Genomic DNA, 13993 nt, shown 5'->3' with positions numbered 1-13993 from the left:
TTAACGCCCTCTTGCAACATCCGCGCTGATTGTGCGAACTCCGTATTCGGCCGGAGGCCGTCCTCGATCTTCGACGGATCATCGTTAGAATGTTAACCACGTCGTTAGAATGTTAACCACGTCGATCCGCGCGCGGCGCTCCTGCCTCACTCCTCCAGCGTGAAGCCGACGCGGAGCGTCACTTGGTAATGGCGCACGGCGCCGTTCTCGATGTGGCCGCGCGTTTGCACCACCTCGAACCATTTCATGTCGCGAACGGACTTGGCGGCGCGGCTGATCGCGTTCTTGATCGCATCCTCTATCGACGTCTCGGACGATCCGACCAGTTCCAGGATCTTGTACACATGATCCTTCTCGGCTGCAGGCATCGTGAGCCTCCCTTGGTTGCACTGCGGCAGGCCCGGCACGTGACTGCGCACGGGCCGCCGCATGGCTCCCAACTGAACGAGCGCCAACCTCTCCGGTTCCGTCAGCCGCCACGGTCCGCATTGGCCAGCCGAGATGGAGCAATCCGCGTCCGCCTGGGCGGACCTGAAGAGCTATTCCATGACGCTCGCGACCTGCGGTGGGGCCGGTACGGACTGCGTCCTGCGCCACAGTATCTTCAGGAGCAGCGCGAGCAGCGCCATCATAGCGACGCCGGCGATGGCGGGCGCAAAGTGCTCGTCGGGATTGGCCTTCTGCCCGAACTGCACCCCGAGCGGCGCCGACTGCAACAGCCCATAGGCGCCGGCGAGCAGAATCAGCCCGTAGATCACGCCGCGCTCGCGTGGGCTTGCCAGCTTGGCAAGCTCGGGCAGCATCAGGGCGAGACCGATCCCGAGCATCGGCAGGTCGTAATCATAGGCATAGGGGCTGATCATCACCGAGACCATTGCGGCGGCGCCGAGCGCGAATGCGGAAGACGCGCCGCGTGCCGCGCTGGGAAAGACGCCGAGCAGGACGGCGAGCAAGGCGAGGCCGGCAACGGTCACCTGTCCCCAGAACGCGAGGGCCGCCGGCACGCCGGATTTATAGAGCGCCGCATAGGCCGAGATCATGCGGAACAGCGGATAAAACCCCTGCTCGAGATAGCTCGCCGATTCCCTGATAGCGCCGAACCATGCGGTCCAGATCTGCCAGCCGAAGAGGAGCGTGCAGAAGAGCGAGCTCGCCAGCACCGCTGTTGCGGCGGTTGCGAGCGCGGCCCAGCGGCGCGTCGCCAGCAGATAGAGGCCGGCGGCAATCGCGAGATGCGGCTTGATCACCATGGCCCCGAGCGCGAGGCCTGAGAGCACCTGCCGCCGCTCCACGTTGAGGCAGACGAGGCCGATCAGCGCGCCGGTGAGGAAGCCGTTCTGTCCGCAGCCGATGGTGATCGCCAGCGCCGGAAACAGGATCACCAGCACTTGCGCGAAATTATTCCCTGCGATCCTTCGCAGCGTTACGAGATAGAGCGCGAGCGTCGCCGCCGGCCGACGCCGACCGGGAGGAATGCGAAGGGCGCCACCAGCAGGTCGTACTGCGGCGGATAGGTCCAGGGCATGAAGCCGGTCGTGCCGCCGGCGGCCTCCATCTGCATCTTCAGCAGCGCCTCGGAACGATAGACCTGGTCGAGATCGCCGCGCCAGACGCGCTGCGCGACGATGTGGAAGGCGTCGAAATCGGCAAGTTCGCGCTGCGCCCAGGCGCCGAAGCGGGCGAACCAGAAGGTCTTGAACACGACGATCACCGCCAGCGCCGCCAGCACGAAGCGGGCATAGGCCGTCCGCTTCGAGGGCGAGAACTGAAGCTGTTCCAGTGTTTCGGCGAGCATGAGACGGCGACCTCGAACCTGACCGGTCGGCGGGCCGGCACGCCGGTCCGCCATGGCCGAGATTGCTGCCAGAGGCTTAAAGGACGGTAACGAAGCGATAAGGATCGGCGGCCGTGGTTCAGGATGCAACTCGCGGATGCGCGGAAATGCAACTCCTTGTAAGGCGGTTGGTACACCGATCTGCCTCGTGAACTCGCGCGCCAGCCTGTGGCTGCTCCTTGCTCGCTCGAATGCAGGCGAGTTAACCTCAGCGTGTCTTCAGGCAGCTTCGAAATGCGATGATGATCGGCCGTTGGATGAGGGGCGCTCTGGTTGCGATCGGCCTGCTTGCCGTGCCTGCATCGGGCGTCGCGCAGGACGACCTCGATGGCGCGCCGGCCAGCATGTCGCTGCAAGTCACCACCGATCCTTCCACGATCGAGTGCCGTAGGCTGGAAACGGTCAATCCCGCCTCGCTCGTGTTCCGGCCGCTCCGCCGGACCTTTCACGACGATTTTGACGAGCATCCGCTCGCGAATGGGCGCTGGGTGCCGCACTATGCCGGCGGCGCCGCCTGGCCGGAGGCGCGCTATTGGGGCGGCGACGGCTCCGACTTCAAGCGCAAGACCAGCGCCAATGGCGAGCAGCAGATCTATGTCGATCCGCGCTATGCCGGTCGGGCAACGGCGCCGCTCGGGCTCGATCCCTTCAAGGTGGAGGACGGCGTGCTGTCGATCGTCGCGAGCCGCACGCCGCCGGAGCTGAAGTTCGTGCTGTTCAACAACGAGTACGTCTCCGGGATACTGACGACCCAGGGCACGTTCGCGCAGAAGCACGGCTATTTCGAAATTCGCGCCAAAGTCCCGGTCGGTCATTCGGTGTGGCCGGCGTTCTGGATGCTGGCGGATGACGGCGGCTGGCCGCCGGAAGTCGACGTGCTGGAAGGCCGCGGCGAGCGGCCCGGCGATCTCGTGATGACGACGCATTGGCGGATTCCCTCGACCGGCAGGATCCAGTCCTGCGGCTTCGATTTCGCCGTCGGCGACGCCTCGCAAGCATTCCACAATTACGGTGTGCTGTGGGAAGAGGATCGCCTGGTCTATTTCATCGACCGCAGGCCGGTCTCGGACATTAAGGTCCCGATCGGCTTCGACGATCCCATGTACATGATCGTCAATCTCGCGATCGGATCGAAATTCTTTGTTGGCGTCAGTTCCGTCGATGCTGAATCGCCGCCGACCGTCGCGTTCCAGATCGACCGGATTTCCGTCTACCAGATCGACACGGAGCAGGCGCGGAGATAGGAATGTTCGCTGGTTTCTCGCGGCGTTATTTTGCAAAGCTCGCGGGCCTCGCTGCGCTCGGCGCAGCGGCGGGCGCCAAAACTGCGGAGGATGAAGCGCCCGCATCGACCGAGCGCCACGCCCCCGCGCGCTTCCCAAAAGATTTTATCTGGGGCACCGCGACCTCGTCCTACCAGATCGAAGGCGCCGTCGACGAGGACGGCCGTGGCAAGTCGGTCTGGGACACTTTTAGCCACACGCCCGGCAAGATCGAGGACGGCACCACCGGCGACCGCGCCAACGAGCATTATCATCGCTACAAGGACGACGTTCGGCTGATCAAAGCGCTGGGCGTCAAGGCTTACCGCTTCTCCATCGCATGGCCACGGGTGTTTCCGGAAGGATCGGGCCGGCCCAATCCCAGGGGTCTCGACTTCTACAGCCGCCTTGTCGACGAGTTGCTCGCGAATGGCATCGAGCCCTATGCGACACTCTATCACTGGGACTTGCCGCAGGCGCTCCAGGATCGCTTCGGCGGCTGGCAGTCGAGCGACACGTCGAAGGCCTTTGCTGACTACGCGGCTTATGTCGCCACGCGCTTGACCGATCGCGTGAAGAACATCTTCACCGTGAACGAGGTCGGGCGTTTCGTGAATTTCGGTTACGGCTGGGGCATCGACGCGCCCGGCCTGAAGCTGCCGACGGCGCAGCTCAACCAGGCCCGCCATCACGTCGCACTGGCGCACGGGCTTGCCGTGCAGGCGATCCGCGCGTCGGGGCGCGCCGGCACCCGCGTCGGCGCTGCCGAGAACATTGCGGCGTGCGTGCCTGCGATCGCGACGCCGGAGAACATCCGCGCCGCCGAGATCGCGACGCGTGAACTCAACGCCGGCTTCCTCGGCGTGGTGCTGGAGGGCAAATACACCGACGGCTTCCTCGCCTATGCCGGCGCCGACGCGCCGAAATTCACTGCCGAGGAGTTGAAGATCATCGGCACGCCGAACGATTTCGTCGGCCTCAACATCTACGCGCCGCAATACTACGTCACGGCCTCCGACCGCGCGCCGGGCTTCCACGTGCTGCCGTTTCCAACCTCGTTCCCGCACATGAATTCGGAATGGCTGCGGGTCGGCCCTGAGGTGATCTACTGGGCGCCGCGTATCGCCGCAAAAATCTGGAACATCGACACCATCTATATCAGCGAGAACGGCACCTCGTCGGAAGACAAGATCGCCGCCGACGGCCAGGTCTACGACCTCGACCGCATCATGTTCCTGCGCAACTATTTGACCCAGATGCAGCGGGCAGTCATCGAGGGCGTACCGATCCGCGGCTACTTCCTGTGGAGCCTGATGGACAATTTCGAGTGGATTTTTGGCTACGGGAAACGCTTCGGCCTCTACCGCGTCGATTTTGAGACGCAGGCAAGGGTGCCGAAACTGAGCGTGGCGTTCTATCGTGACGTGATCACGCGGAACGCGATCGGAGTGTAAGGCCGGATTCCGCCCCTACGGATCCAGCTCCGTATCCCAGTAGAGGTAATCCAGCCAGCTGTCGTGCAGATAGTTCGGCGGGAACAGGCGGCCGTTGCGGTGGAGCTGGTGCACGGTCGGGGCAAATGCGTGCTGGCGCGGAAACATCCTTGCCTGTACCGGCGAGAGATTGCCCTTGCGCAGGTTACAGGGCGAGCATGCCGCGACCACGTTCTCCCAAGTGGTCTGGCCGCCTTTGCTGCGCGGGATGATGTGATCGAAGGTGAGATCTTCCGGCGAACCGCAATATTGGCAGGCGAAACGATCGCGCAGGAAGACGTTGAATCGGGTGAATGCAGGATGGGTGGTCGGCTTGACGAAGGATTTGAGCGACACCACGCTCGGCAGCTGGATCTCTAGCGTGGGACTTCGAACCGCCTGATCGTAATGCGCGACGATGTTGACGCGATCGAGGAACACCGCCTTGATCGCATCTTGCCACGACCACAGAGACAGCGGGTAGTAACTCAGCGGCCGGAAGTCCGCATTCAGCACCAACACCGGCCAATGGCCTTGCGAGACATGTGCGTTCAAGTAACGCTCCTGGCCTCCATGTACGCTGCGAAGCAGCATGTTCTGACATACTACATGCAGCGTGACGGGATTGTGAAGCCCGTTGAGCGACTTATTCCGGCGCAGGCGATATGGCCGCGGGGTGGCAAAGCGCTCAAAAACGCCGTGATTTGGGGGGCCATGTGGGGCCGGCGCGGAACAGCCTTTCACGATCGCGTGGGGGGCGGCGTCAGCCTAAGGGCGCGCTATAGCCGTGCTGGCGCGGCTAGTCCCGCACCCGCTCCAGCTTCTGCAGGCACCGCGTCGCGCGCACCGCGGCCGGCATTTCCTCGTCCGGAAAGCTGGTCTTCCAGTCGGTGACACCGACCTCGCCGACATAGATGTCACCTTTCGAATCCAGCGCGATGCCGTGCGGCGCCAGGAATTTCCCGCTGGCAACACCCGGGCCGTCCTCGCCGCCGAGCCGCGCGATGCGGTTGCCCTTGGCGTCGACGATCGACAGCCGCGGACCGAGATTGGGCACCTTGCGGTTGACGGCCAGGCCTGGGCCAAGCTCGCCGATCACGAAGGTCGGGCTCTTGCCGCCGCCGCAACAGCACAGCGCGCAGGGCCGGTGCAGATTGTTCCACTGCGTCTCGTATTTGCCGTTGCCATCAAATACCTGCACGCGATGGTTCTCGCGGTCGGCGACATAGACCCAGCCGTCGGCATCGGTCGCGATGTTGTGCACGATGTTGAACTGGCCGGGATCGGTGCCGGGCTCGCCCCAGCTCGTCATCAGCTTGCCGTCGGGCGTGAACTTGTGCACGCGGGCATTGCCATAGCCGTCGGAGACGTAGATCTCGCCCTTCGGCGACAGCGCGGTATGGGTGCAGCGATGGAAGGGATCGCCGCTCATGAACGGCGCCGGTTTCTCGGGGATGCCGATTGTCAGCAGCACCTTGCCGTCGGTGGTGCATTTGCGCACGGTGTGGTCACCGTCATCGGTGCAATAGAGATGGTCGTCCGCATCGATGTGCAGGCCATGGGCACGCGAGAACAGGCCTTCACCCCAGCTGCGCAAGAAGTTGCCCTCACGGTCGAGCACCACCATCGGATGGGCGCCGCGGTTGAAGACGTAGATGCGGTCCTTGCTGTCGACCGCAACGGAGGCGACGTCGGTCAGCGTCCAGCCGTCCGGCAGTTTTGCGAAGTTTTCGACGACGCGGTAGCGGTGCTCGCCGGTGCCGAGAATGGCTGGCATTGGTGTTCTCTCCTTCTGTCATTCCGGGGCGCGGCGAAGCCGCGAGCCCGGAATCCATCATACCGCATGTTTCGAGGATAAATGGATTCCGGGTTCGCGCTACGCGCGCCCCGGAATGACGACTGATTTACGTTGCGCCCGCCTCACGCCCCAAAATCCCTTCTTCGACCGCCTTGATCTGGAGCGCGAGGTATTTCGAGTTGATCCGGCACTGCGCGAGGCTGCCGGCGATGAACCACAGGCCCGGCTGCTTCGTGCGCGCATACATGTTGCGCAGCTCGAGGCCCTCGCCAAAGCCCCAGACCGGGCCGACGCGGTCGGCCAGGCCGTCGCCGAATAGCTTTCGCACCAGATATTCCTGCGGCTTGTAGCCGGTGGAAAGCACGATCAGATCGGCGGCGATGATCGTGCCGTCGTTCATTCGCGCACCTTCGGCGACAAAACCTTCGATGTCGGCAAACTGCTTCAACTTGATCGCGCCTTCGGCGATGAGGTTGGAGCAGCCGACATTGAAATAATAGCCGCCGCCGCGGGTGAGGTATTTGAACTGCCAGCCGGTGCCGGCGTCGCCGAAATCGAGCTTGAAGCCGACGCGATGCAGGCCGTCGAGCAGCTCCTTGTCGAGCTCCTTCGACTGCTCCGTCAGCATCACATGGGTCTTCTTCGCGAGCGGCGTCGGCATCGAGGTCGCGATCAAATCGTTGTCTTCGAGCGTACCCTCATTGTAGGTCGCATAAGCGAGCTGCGCCGACGGTTCGATATTGGTGACCAGCGTCGGCGAGCGCTGCAAGAGTGTCACCTCGGCGCCGCTGGAGTAGAGATCCTGCGCGATGTCGTGGCCGCTGTTGCCGGTGCCGATGACGATGGCGCGCTTTCCTTTCCAGTTCTCGCCGTCCTCGTAGCGGCTGGAATGCAGCAGCGTACCCTTGAAACTGTCGAGGGTCGGTATGTCCGGCACATTTGCGATGCCGCTGACGCCGGTCGCCATCACCACATGGCACGGATGCATGGTGCGCGTGCTCCCGTCGGAACGGCGCAGCGTAACCGTCCAGTGTCCCTTCGCCTCGTCATACGAGCCACCCGCGAACTCTGTGCCGGTCCAGAAGTTCAGCTCCATGGCATCGACGTAAGCCTCGAACCAGTTGGCGAGCTTGTCCTTGGGAATATAGACCGGCCAGTTCGGCGGAAACGGCATGTAGGGCATGTGATTGACCTGCACCTGGTTGTGCAGGGTCAGGGCATGGTAGCGCTTGCGCCAGTTGTCGCCGATCCGCGCCCCGCGATCGACGATCAGTGTGTCGACGTTCAACTGCTTCAACCTTGCCGCGATGGCGAGGCCAGCCTGGCCGCCGCCGACCACCAGCACGGCCGGATCGCGGTCGGTGTAGTCGCGCGAGGCGTTGCGCAGGTCGAGCCAGTTCGGTCCGCGAAAATCGCGCGAATAGGCCTGGCCCCGCGGCCGCGACGTGCCGAGCTGTTCCTCGAAGCCTTTCAATTCGTCGAGCGCCGTGAGCAGCGTCCAAGCTTTCAACCGGTTGCCGTCGGCGGGATCGGGAACGAGCCGCAGGATGCCGCTGCCGCGGCCGAGCGCTGTGTCGAAATCGAAGATCGCTTCGAGGTTGTTGGTGCCGGCACGAGTTACCCAGCGCGGCGGTGCGCGGTTCGGCGCGATCCTGAAGCTGGCCGGCGCCGCCTTCGGTGCGAGCGCTGTCAGCGCGTTCGTGATTGCATCGCGACCGGCGATCGTCTGCAGGTTCCAGCTCAACGCCAGCACGTCGCGCCAGAAGCCGTCGGCGAGGAAAAGGCGGTGCAGCGCATCGCGATCAGGCTTGCCTAGCGTGCGCTTGAACTCGTCGAGCCAAGCCTGCGCGGATACGGCAATATCCTTCGTCCTGTCCAGCATGCGCGACCTCGTGGCCGTCTTCGCGGCGTTTCCTCTGGAGCATGATCCGGAAAAGTGTGCAGCGGTTTTCCGAATAGATCATGCTCCAATAATCGAGCACGACGCTATACTGGATCAGCCTACGCCAAAAGCGGTTTACCCGAGCAGTGAAAGCATGTGGCCCTGCTCAGGCGGAATACGACCCTTCAGCGTGTCGAGGTAGACCTGCCGTACCGCCTCGGGTCCGCGGCTCTCCACCACGGTCAGGCATCTCTCCAGCAGCGGCGCAAAACCTGACCATGCCGCGCCAAGGCGCTGCTCGATTCCGCCCGGGCCCCATTCCTTGGCGCGCTTGCGGATCTGGTCCGGGGCGAAGAACCAGCGCGGCTTTGCGCCGGGCAGTTCGCCTTCGTCGGCATCGCTGGCGCGATGCGTCAATCCGACGCGCACGGAGCACTTCATCTGGTAACCGAAATGCCGGTGCAACTCCGCACGCAGCGCGCTGTTGCCGGCCATGTCGACGAAGGCGACGGGAACGTCCGGCGGCAGCGAGGTCACGCGGTCATAGGTGACGACCTCGTCATAGCAGCCGAGCGACGCGACGAAACCGGTATTGCCGGCCGATGTCAGGGCGATCACCTTGCGGCCCCGCGTATGCAGGAGATGGGCAAGCCCGAACGCGGTCTTGCTCGAGGCGCTCGATAGCAGCACAGCACGCGCGCCGAAATCGTCGTTCTCGGCTAGAAAATCGTCGACCAGGAACGACAGCATGAACAGTGGCCGCAGCAGCGCCTGATAGTCGCCTTGCCGTCCCGCGTAAGCGGGATCGCCGCTGACGCGTGCATAGGCGTTGTAGACCGGGGCCACGCCTTGCCGGTGCGCGGCGCCGTCGCGCAAGCTGCGCTTGCTGACATCGGCGGCCTCGATGACGAGATGCGTCGCCATCGGGAAATAGCCGAACAGCCGCTCGCCCACGGCAACATTCGGATGCCTGGAGGCGACCACCTCGCCAAGGCCCCATACCGGAATGTTGCCGAAGCCGTTCGGCGCGGGGAAGAGCTGCCAATATTTCAGCTCGTCGCCGAGCACCGCGTAGGTGATGTTGTTGGCGGTGAAGGCGAACCGGTCGACCTTCACGAGCAGGGCGTCAGGCGGCAGCGCATCCGAGTCGGGAAGCTCTGTCGCGATCACCTTGCAGGTTTCGAAATCGTTTCGCGCAACGATGAAGTCGGTGGCTGTCATGGTTCGATCCCCGCTCTGGTCCGCGCCGGCATCTCATCGTTCACGTGCGCGTCGTTTGCAACGGCAACATAGTTTTAAACGCTGTTTGGTTGCTCACGCCGTGATCACGCCCTCGCGCTTCTTCATGGCGCGATAGTAGCTCCACCACAGATGCGCGGCGGCTCCGCGCAGTGGCCGCCAGGGTTCGGCGAGCGGCGCCATCTGCTTTTCCGTCGGCCGCGCTTGTAGCCCGAGCCCGATGCGGATGCCCTCCTGCACGGCGAGGTCGCCGACCGGCCATGCATCGCCGTGGCCGAGGCAGAACAGCAGATAGACGTCCGCGGTCCAGGGCCCGATGCCGGGCAGCGAGATCAGGGTGTGATGCGCGGCATCGGCATCCTCTTCGGCCAGCACCTCGAGGTTCAGCCGGTCCGCCGTGATTTCGCGCGCGAGATGCTTCAACGTCTTGATCTTGGCGGCGGAAAGGCCGAGCCGCCCCAATCGGTCGGTGCGGGCGCGCCGCACCACGTGATGATCGAACGGATCGAAGGCGGTGGACAGCCGCCCCCAGATCGCCGCGGCGCTCGCGGTCGAAAGCTGCTGTCCGCAGACGATGTGCGCAAGCCCCGCAAAACCCGGCTCGCGCCGCCGCAACGCGGGCATGCCCGCAGTCGCAAGCACGGGCTTCAGGCGCGGATCGCGCTTGATCAGCTCATGAACTGCCTCTTCGAGATCGGACTGGGTTTCGAGGTGGATGGTCATTGTGGCCTAACTCGTCATGCGCGGGCTTGACCCCTTGTCGAATATCTTACTCCGTCATTCCGGGGCGATGCGACGGGATCGTGCGAAGCGCGACGCCGGAGCATCGAGCCCGGAATCTCGAGATTCCGGACTCGGTCCTACGGACCGCCCAGGAATGACGAAGCCGAGGCTTCGACCGGCTAGGTCAAGTCCGGCCATGACGAGATCTGTCTGATGACGCCACCCGTTTTCCGATTTGCCCCCAGCCCGAACGGCCTTCTGCATCTCGGTCACGCCTATTCCGCGCTGCTGAACTTCGACCGCGCGCGTGAGACTGGCGGGCGGCTGTTGCTGCGGATCGAGGACATCGATGCGACACGCTGCCGGCCGGAGTTCGAGACGGCGATCTACGAGGACCTCGCCTGGCTCGGCATCGCCTGGGAGACTCCGGTGCGCCGGCAGTCGGAGCATCTCGCCGATTATCGCGTTGCGCTGGAGAGGCTCTCGGCGCTGGGTCTCGTCTATCCCGCCTTCGAGAGCCGCGCCGAGATCGCAAAGCTGGTGGCCGCGCGCGAGGCCGCTGGGCCTTGGCCGCGCGACCCCGACGGCGCGCCGCTTTATCCCGGCGATGCGAAATCGCTGTCTGCCGACGAGCGGGCGCCGCTGATCGAGTCCGGTGCGCCATATGCGCTCCGGCTCGACATGGCGGCGGCGTGCCGCCGTGTTGCCGGCCTGACCTGGGACGAACGAGGGGAGGGGCCCAACGACGAGCGCGGCATCGTCCCGGCGCGACCCGAAGCCTGGGGCGACGTGATCCTGGCCCGGAAGGAGACGCCCACGAGCTACCATCTGTCCGTGGTTGTCGACGATGCGCTCCAGGGCGTGAGCGAGATCGTGCGCGGCCAGGACCTGTTCCACGCCACCTCGGTCCACCGCACCCTCCAGGTTCTGCTCGGCCTGCCCGAACCTATCTACCGCCACCATGGGCTGCTTCGCGACGAGGCCGGCCGGAAGCTGTCGAAATCGACCAGCTCGACGGGCCTTCGTGAGCTGCGCGCTGCCCGCACCACGCCCCTCGATATCCGTCGGCTGGTGGGATTAGGTTAAGTTTCTCTGGGGTTTAGCCAAACGCCGCCGTGACTCCGGGTGTTCCGCCGTGCCATGCTTGCCGACGAGCCCGGGGTTCGAAGCGGATACTTCGAAGGGGATTTATGGCGGCGAAAACGCGCGCAGCGCGCACCACGCGGACGTCCAGGCGACCGCCTCGGAAGCGGTCCGGGGCGGCCGGCAAGGTGCGCAAGCGCGGCACCAGGGTGGTCGCGCCGGACGTGGTCCAGGCGGCGCTCGCCGCCTTTGCCCACGAGGTCCGTACTCCCCTGACCGGGATTCTGGCGATCAGCGACCTGCTCGCAACCTCCGATCTCGGCGAGCGGGAGCGGCGCTGGGCTGACACCATCAAGGCCGGCGCCGAGCACCTGGCGAGCCTTGCCACCCTGTTCGTGGACGCCGCCAAGTCAGGGAACGGTGGCAGCACGCTGCGGCAAGACCTGTTCGACCTGCGGGTGCTGGCCCGCAGTGCCGGCGATTCGCTCGCCGGGCGCGCCGCGGCCAAGGGCCTCCAGGCCCAGGTCGAGATCTCCGAAAAGCTTCCCGGGCTGGTGGTGGGTGATTCCGTCCGCCTGCGCGCCGCGCTCGAGAACCTCATCGACAATGCCGTGAAGTTCACCGACCAGGGTGGCGTGGCGCTCGCGGTCGCGCCTTGGCGTCCGGTCAAGGGCAAGGCTAAGGAAAAGGCTAAGGAAAAAGCGAAGAGCAAAGGCAGGGTCGGTGTCGCCTTCGCGGTGTCCGACAGCGGCATCGGCCTGACCATGGCCGAGATCAAGCGGCTGTTCCGCCCGTTCACCCAGGCCAATGTCACCATTGCCTCGCGCTTCGGCGGCGCCGGCCTGGGGCTGTCGTCAGTGAAGCAACTGGCGCGCGCGATGGGCGGCGACATCGCGGTCGCGCCGCGGCGGGGCGGCGGCGCCACGTTCACGCTGACGATGTCGCTGGATGCGACGAGACCGGCCAGGTCGCGCAAGTCCGGCGGCGGTGAGGCGGATGCGCTGGCTGCGTTGCGCGTGCTCAGCGTCGAGGACAATCCGTTCGGTCGCGTCGTGCTCAACACCATTTTGACCGAGCTCGGCCATCATGCGGAGTTCATCGGGCGCGGCGAGGACGCGGTGAATCGGCTCGCGCAGGGCGCCTTCGACGCGGTGCTGATGGACATGGTGCTGCCGGGCATCGACGGGGTCGAGGCGATCAGGCGGATCCGCACCATGTCGACGCCGCTGGCTCAAATCCCCATCATCGGGGTCTCCGGCCGCGGCGAGGACGAGGCGGCCTCGCGCGAGGCCGGCGCCGACGCGTTCCTGGTCAAGCCTGTGTCTCCGCGGGATTTAGCGACTGCGCTGCTTGAAGCGACACGCCGTGAGGAAGTCGCGACTTGATGATCGCGGCATTGAGCTCGCCGCCGTAGACGAAGATCGCGGCGATGAAATACAAAAACACCAGCGCGATGATCACCGAGGCGAGCCCCGCATACATCGTCACGTAATTGTTGGCGAAGCGCGCCAGATATTGCCCGAACACGACGCCCGAGATCAGCGACGCCACGATGGTGAAGACGATGCCGGGCAGGATCTGGACAAAGCCGCGCCGTCCCGCCGGCAGCCAGGCATGCAGGATGATCAGCGCCACGACCAGCGCGCCGACGGTGATGCCGTAGCGCAGCCAGGTGAGGATGCTCTCGTTGGACTCGACGAACAGCGGAATGTGGCGCCGCGCAGCCTCGATGATGAGCGGACCGAGCACGATCAGGAACGCCATCGCGAGCGCCGTGACGGCCGCGACCAGCGTGTAGCCGATCGATTCCAGCCGCAGCCAGTACCAGCGCCGCATCTCCACCACCGCGTAGGCGCGATTGAGCGCGACCCGCAGCGCCTCGACGCCGTTGGAGGCGAAATAGACCGACAGCACCGCGCCGATTGTCAGCGCGCCGGTGCGGGTCGTGGTCAGCACGTCGTGCACCTCGCCCGAGATCGAATCGGCGACCTGCTTGGGCCAGACCTGGAGCATCAGACTGGCGGCCTGGTCAGCGAGCTCCTTGGAACCGAAGAAGCCGGCGAGCGAGGTCAGCACGATCAGGAACGGGAACAGCGCCATCAGCGTCGACAGCGCGATATGGCTCGCGATCGCCCAGCCGTCATCGGCCAGGAACGTGTAGAACGCATCCATCACGACGACATAGATGTAACGGATTGCGTTCACACGCCACCTACACCGCTGCTCCCTCTCCCCGCTTGCGGGGAGAGGCGAAGAAGGCAGGCCATTGGCGCAAATCGGAAATCATTCGGCTACCATCTGATATTATTGGCTTAAAAGCCAGATCGCGAAACGCCCCGTCGTCATTCCGGGGCGCACCACTGGGCCACGCTTCGCGGCCCCTGTGACGCGCCCCGAAATGACGGGGGGAGATAGCGGACCGGCACACACGGTGTTATCTACCCCCAATGGCATCTGTCTTGAGTACTTTCATCCTGCCGGCGGCGGCCGGCGCCGTGGCGTTGGTGCTGCTGCTCGGCCTCATCAACATGATGCGCGGCGGCTCGCCCAACACCTCGCAGAAGCTGATGCGCTGGCGCGTGCTGCTTCAGTTCGTGGCGATCGTCATCGCCATGCTCGCGGTCTGGGCGATGGGGCGGTAGGGCATGATCCGGAAAAGTGCGAAGCGGTTTTCCGATAAGATCATGCCCTAAGATCGAG

Annotated in this window: 14 protein-coding genes; 5 read left to right on the top strand and 9 right to left on the bottom strand. The window is 64.7% G+C overall.

Going from position 1 to position 13993, the window contains the following annotated elements; translation table 11 throughout:
- Positions 1 to 146 precede the first annotated feature (146 nt).
- The 3 genes from IVB18_RS45365 to IVB18_RS45355 all read right to left on the bottom strand — a co-directional run bounded on the left by IVB18_RS45365 (position 147) and on the right by IVB18_RS45355 (position 1795).
- The gene (locus tag IVB18_RS45365) at positions 147 to 368 is read right to left on the bottom strand and encodes a dodecin (RefSeq protein ID WP_247986544.1); all 222 of its coding nucleotides are present in this window, start codon (positions 366 to 368) and stop codon (positions 147 to 149) included.
- Positions 369 to 539: 171 nt separating this feature from the next.
- Positions 540 to 1388 carry a glycosyltransferase family 87 protein gene (locus IVB18_RS45360; RefSeq protein WP_247986543.1) on the bottom strand — a complete coding sequence of 283 codons (849 nt, stop codon included), beginning with the start codon at positions 1386 to 1388 and terminating at the stop codon, positions 540 to 542.
- A 35-nt stretch (positions 1389 to 1423) separates the two neighbouring features.
- A complete protein-coding gene (locus IVB18_RS45355; RefSeq protein ID WP_247986542.1) occupies positions 1424 to 1795 on the bottom strand; it encodes a hypothetical protein in 372 nt (123 codons plus the stop codon).
- A gap of 281 nt (positions 1796 to 2076) precedes the next feature.
- On the opposite strand from IVB18_RS45355, the gene IVB18_RS45350 reads away from it, so the two are divergent.
- Both IVB18_RS45350 and IVB18_RS45345 read left to right on the top strand, forming a co-directional pair.
- Positions 2077 to 3078, top strand: a complete 1002-nt coding sequence (locus IVB18_RS45350; RefSeq protein ID WP_247986541.1) for a glycoside hydrolase family 16 protein — start codon at positions 2077 to 2079, stop codon at positions 3076 to 3078.
- Positions 3079 to 3080: 2 nt separating this feature from the next.
- On the top strand, positions 3081 to 4550 hold the full coding sequence (locus IVB18_RS45345) for a GH1 family beta-glucosidase (protein WP_247986540.1): 1470 nt from the start codon (positions 3081 to 3083) through the stop codon (positions 4548 to 4550).
- A gap of 15 nt (positions 4551 to 4565) precedes the next feature.
- Here the strand turns inward: IVB18_RS45345 and IVB18_RS45340 are convergent, their stop codons facing one another.
- From IVB18_RS45340 to IVB18_RS45320, 5 genes are all read right to left on the bottom strand, one after another.
- A complete protein-coding gene (locus IVB18_RS45340; RefSeq protein ID WP_247991886.1) occupies positions 4566 to 5123 on the bottom strand; it encodes an HNH endonuclease in 558 nt (185 codons plus the stop codon).
- A gap of 244 nt (positions 5124 to 5367) precedes the next feature.
- Positions 5368 to 6345: a peptidyl-alpha-hydroxyglycine alpha-amidating lyase family protein gene (locus tag IVB18_RS45335; RefSeq protein WP_247986539.1), complete on the bottom strand. Its 978-nt coding sequence runs from the start codon at positions 6343 to 6345 to the stop codon at positions 5368 to 5370.
- Between the two features lie 127 nt (positions 6346 to 6472).
- Positions 6473 to 8248, bottom strand: coding sequence for an NAD(P)/FAD-dependent oxidoreductase (locus tag IVB18_RS45330; RefSeq protein WP_247986538.1), 1776 nt, complete (start codon positions 8246 to 8248; stop codon positions 6473 to 6475).
- 135 nt (positions 8249 to 8383) lie between these two features.
- Positions 8384 to 9469: a DUF2855 family protein gene (locus tag IVB18_RS45325; protein ID WP_247986537.1), complete on the bottom strand. Its 1086-nt coding sequence runs from the start codon at positions 9467 to 9469 to the stop codon at positions 8384 to 8386.
- A 93-nt stretch (positions 9470 to 9562) separates the two neighbouring features.
- A complete protein-coding gene (locus tag IVB18_RS45320; protein ID WP_247986536.1) occupies positions 9563 to 10210 on the bottom strand; it encodes a DNA-3-methyladenine glycosylase 2 family protein in 648 nt (215 codons plus the stop codon).
- 213 nt (positions 10211 to 10423) lie between these two features.
- Here IVB18_RS45320 and gluQRS point away from each other — a divergent pair, with 213 nt between their 5' ends.
- Together gluQRS and IVB18_RS45310 are read left to right on the top strand one after the other, a co-directional pair.
- A complete protein-coding gene (gene gluQRS, locus IVB18_RS45315; protein ID WP_247986535.1) occupies positions 10424 to 11296 on the top strand; it encodes a tRNA glutamyl-Q(34) synthetase GluQRS in 873 nt (290 codons plus the stop codon).
- A 104-nt stretch (positions 11297 to 11400) separates the two neighbouring features.
- Positions 11401 to 12678 carry an ATP-binding protein gene (locus IVB18_RS45310; RefSeq protein WP_247986534.1) on the top strand — a complete coding sequence of 426 codons (1278 nt, stop codon included), beginning with the start codon at positions 11401 to 11403 and terminating at the stop codon, positions 12676 to 12678.
- On the opposite strand, the gene IVB18_RS45305 is transcribed toward IVB18_RS45310, so the two are convergent.
- Complete coding sequence (locus tag IVB18_RS45305; RefSeq protein WP_247986533.1) at positions 12605 to 13498, bottom strand: YihY/virulence factor BrkB family protein; 894 nt, start codon at positions 13496 to 13498, stop codon at positions 12605 to 12607. The two genes, IVB18_RS45310 and IVB18_RS45305, sit on opposite strands and share 74 nt — an antisense overlap.
- 242 nt (positions 13499 to 13740) lie before the next feature.
- On the opposite strand from IVB18_RS45305, the gene IVB18_RS45300 reads away from it, so the two are divergent.
- On the top strand, positions 13741 to 13935 hold the full coding sequence (locus tag IVB18_RS45300) for a twin transmembrane helix small protein (RefSeq protein ID WP_247382683.1): 195 nt from the start codon (positions 13741 to 13743) through the stop codon (positions 13933 to 13935).
- The last annotated feature ends 58 nt before the right edge of the window (positions 13936 to 13993 follow it).

Origin of the sequence: Bradyrhizobium sp. 186, from assembly GCF_023101685.1 — a bacterium.
Classification (GTDB): Bacteria; Pseudomonadota; Alphaproteobacteria; order Rhizobiales; family Xanthobacteraceae; genus Bradyrhizobium.
This window is presented reverse-complemented; position numbering and strand designations above follow the sequence as displayed.

Excerpts from the sequence above, each read along its gene's own strand:
- IVB18_RS45320 (WP_247986536.1), bottom strand. The coding sequence starts at position 10,210 with ATGACCATCCACCTCGAAACCCAGTCCGATCTCGAAGAGGCAGTTCAT.
- IVB18_RS45355 (WP_247986542.1), bottom strand. The coding sequence starts at position 1,795 with ATGCTCGCCGAAACACTGGAACAGCTTCAGTTCTCGCCCTCGAAGCGG.
- IVB18_RS45350 (WP_247986541.1), top strand. The coding sequence starts at position 2,077 with ATGATCGGCCGTTGGATGAGGGGCGCTCTGGTTGCGATCGGCCTGCTT.
- IVB18_RS45335 (WP_247986539.1), bottom strand. The coding sequence starts at position 6,345 with ATGCCAGCCATTCTCGGCACCGGCGAGCACCGCTACCGCGTCGTCGAA.
- IVB18_RS45330 (WP_247986538.1), bottom strand. The coding sequence starts at position 8,248 with ATGCTGGACAGGACGAAGGATATTGCCGTATCCGCGCAGGCTTGGCTC.
- gluQRS (WP_247986535.1), top strand. The coding sequence starts at position 10,424 with ATGACGCCACCCGTTTTCCGATTTGCCCCCAGCCCGAACGGCCTTCTG.
- IVB18_RS45300 (WP_247382683.1), top strand. The coding sequence starts at position 13,741 with ATGGCATCTGTCTTGAGTACTTTCATCCTGCCGGCGGCGGCCGGCGCC.
- IVB18_RS45345 (WP_247986540.1), top strand. The coding sequence starts at position 3,081 with ATGTTCGCTGGTTTCTCGCGGCGTTATTTTGCAAAGCTCGCGGGCCTC.
- IVB18_RS45365 (WP_247986544.1), bottom strand. The coding sequence starts at position 368 with ATGCCTGCAGCCGAGAAGGATCATGTGTACAAGATCCTGGAACTGGTC.
- IVB18_RS45310 (WP_247986534.1), top strand. The coding sequence starts at position 11,401 with ATGGCGGCGAAAACGCGCGCAGCGCGCACCACGCGGACGTCCAGGCGA.
- IVB18_RS45325 (WP_247986537.1), bottom strand. The coding sequence starts at position 9,469 with ATGACAGCCACCGACTTCATCGTTGCGCGAAACGATTTCGAAACCTGC.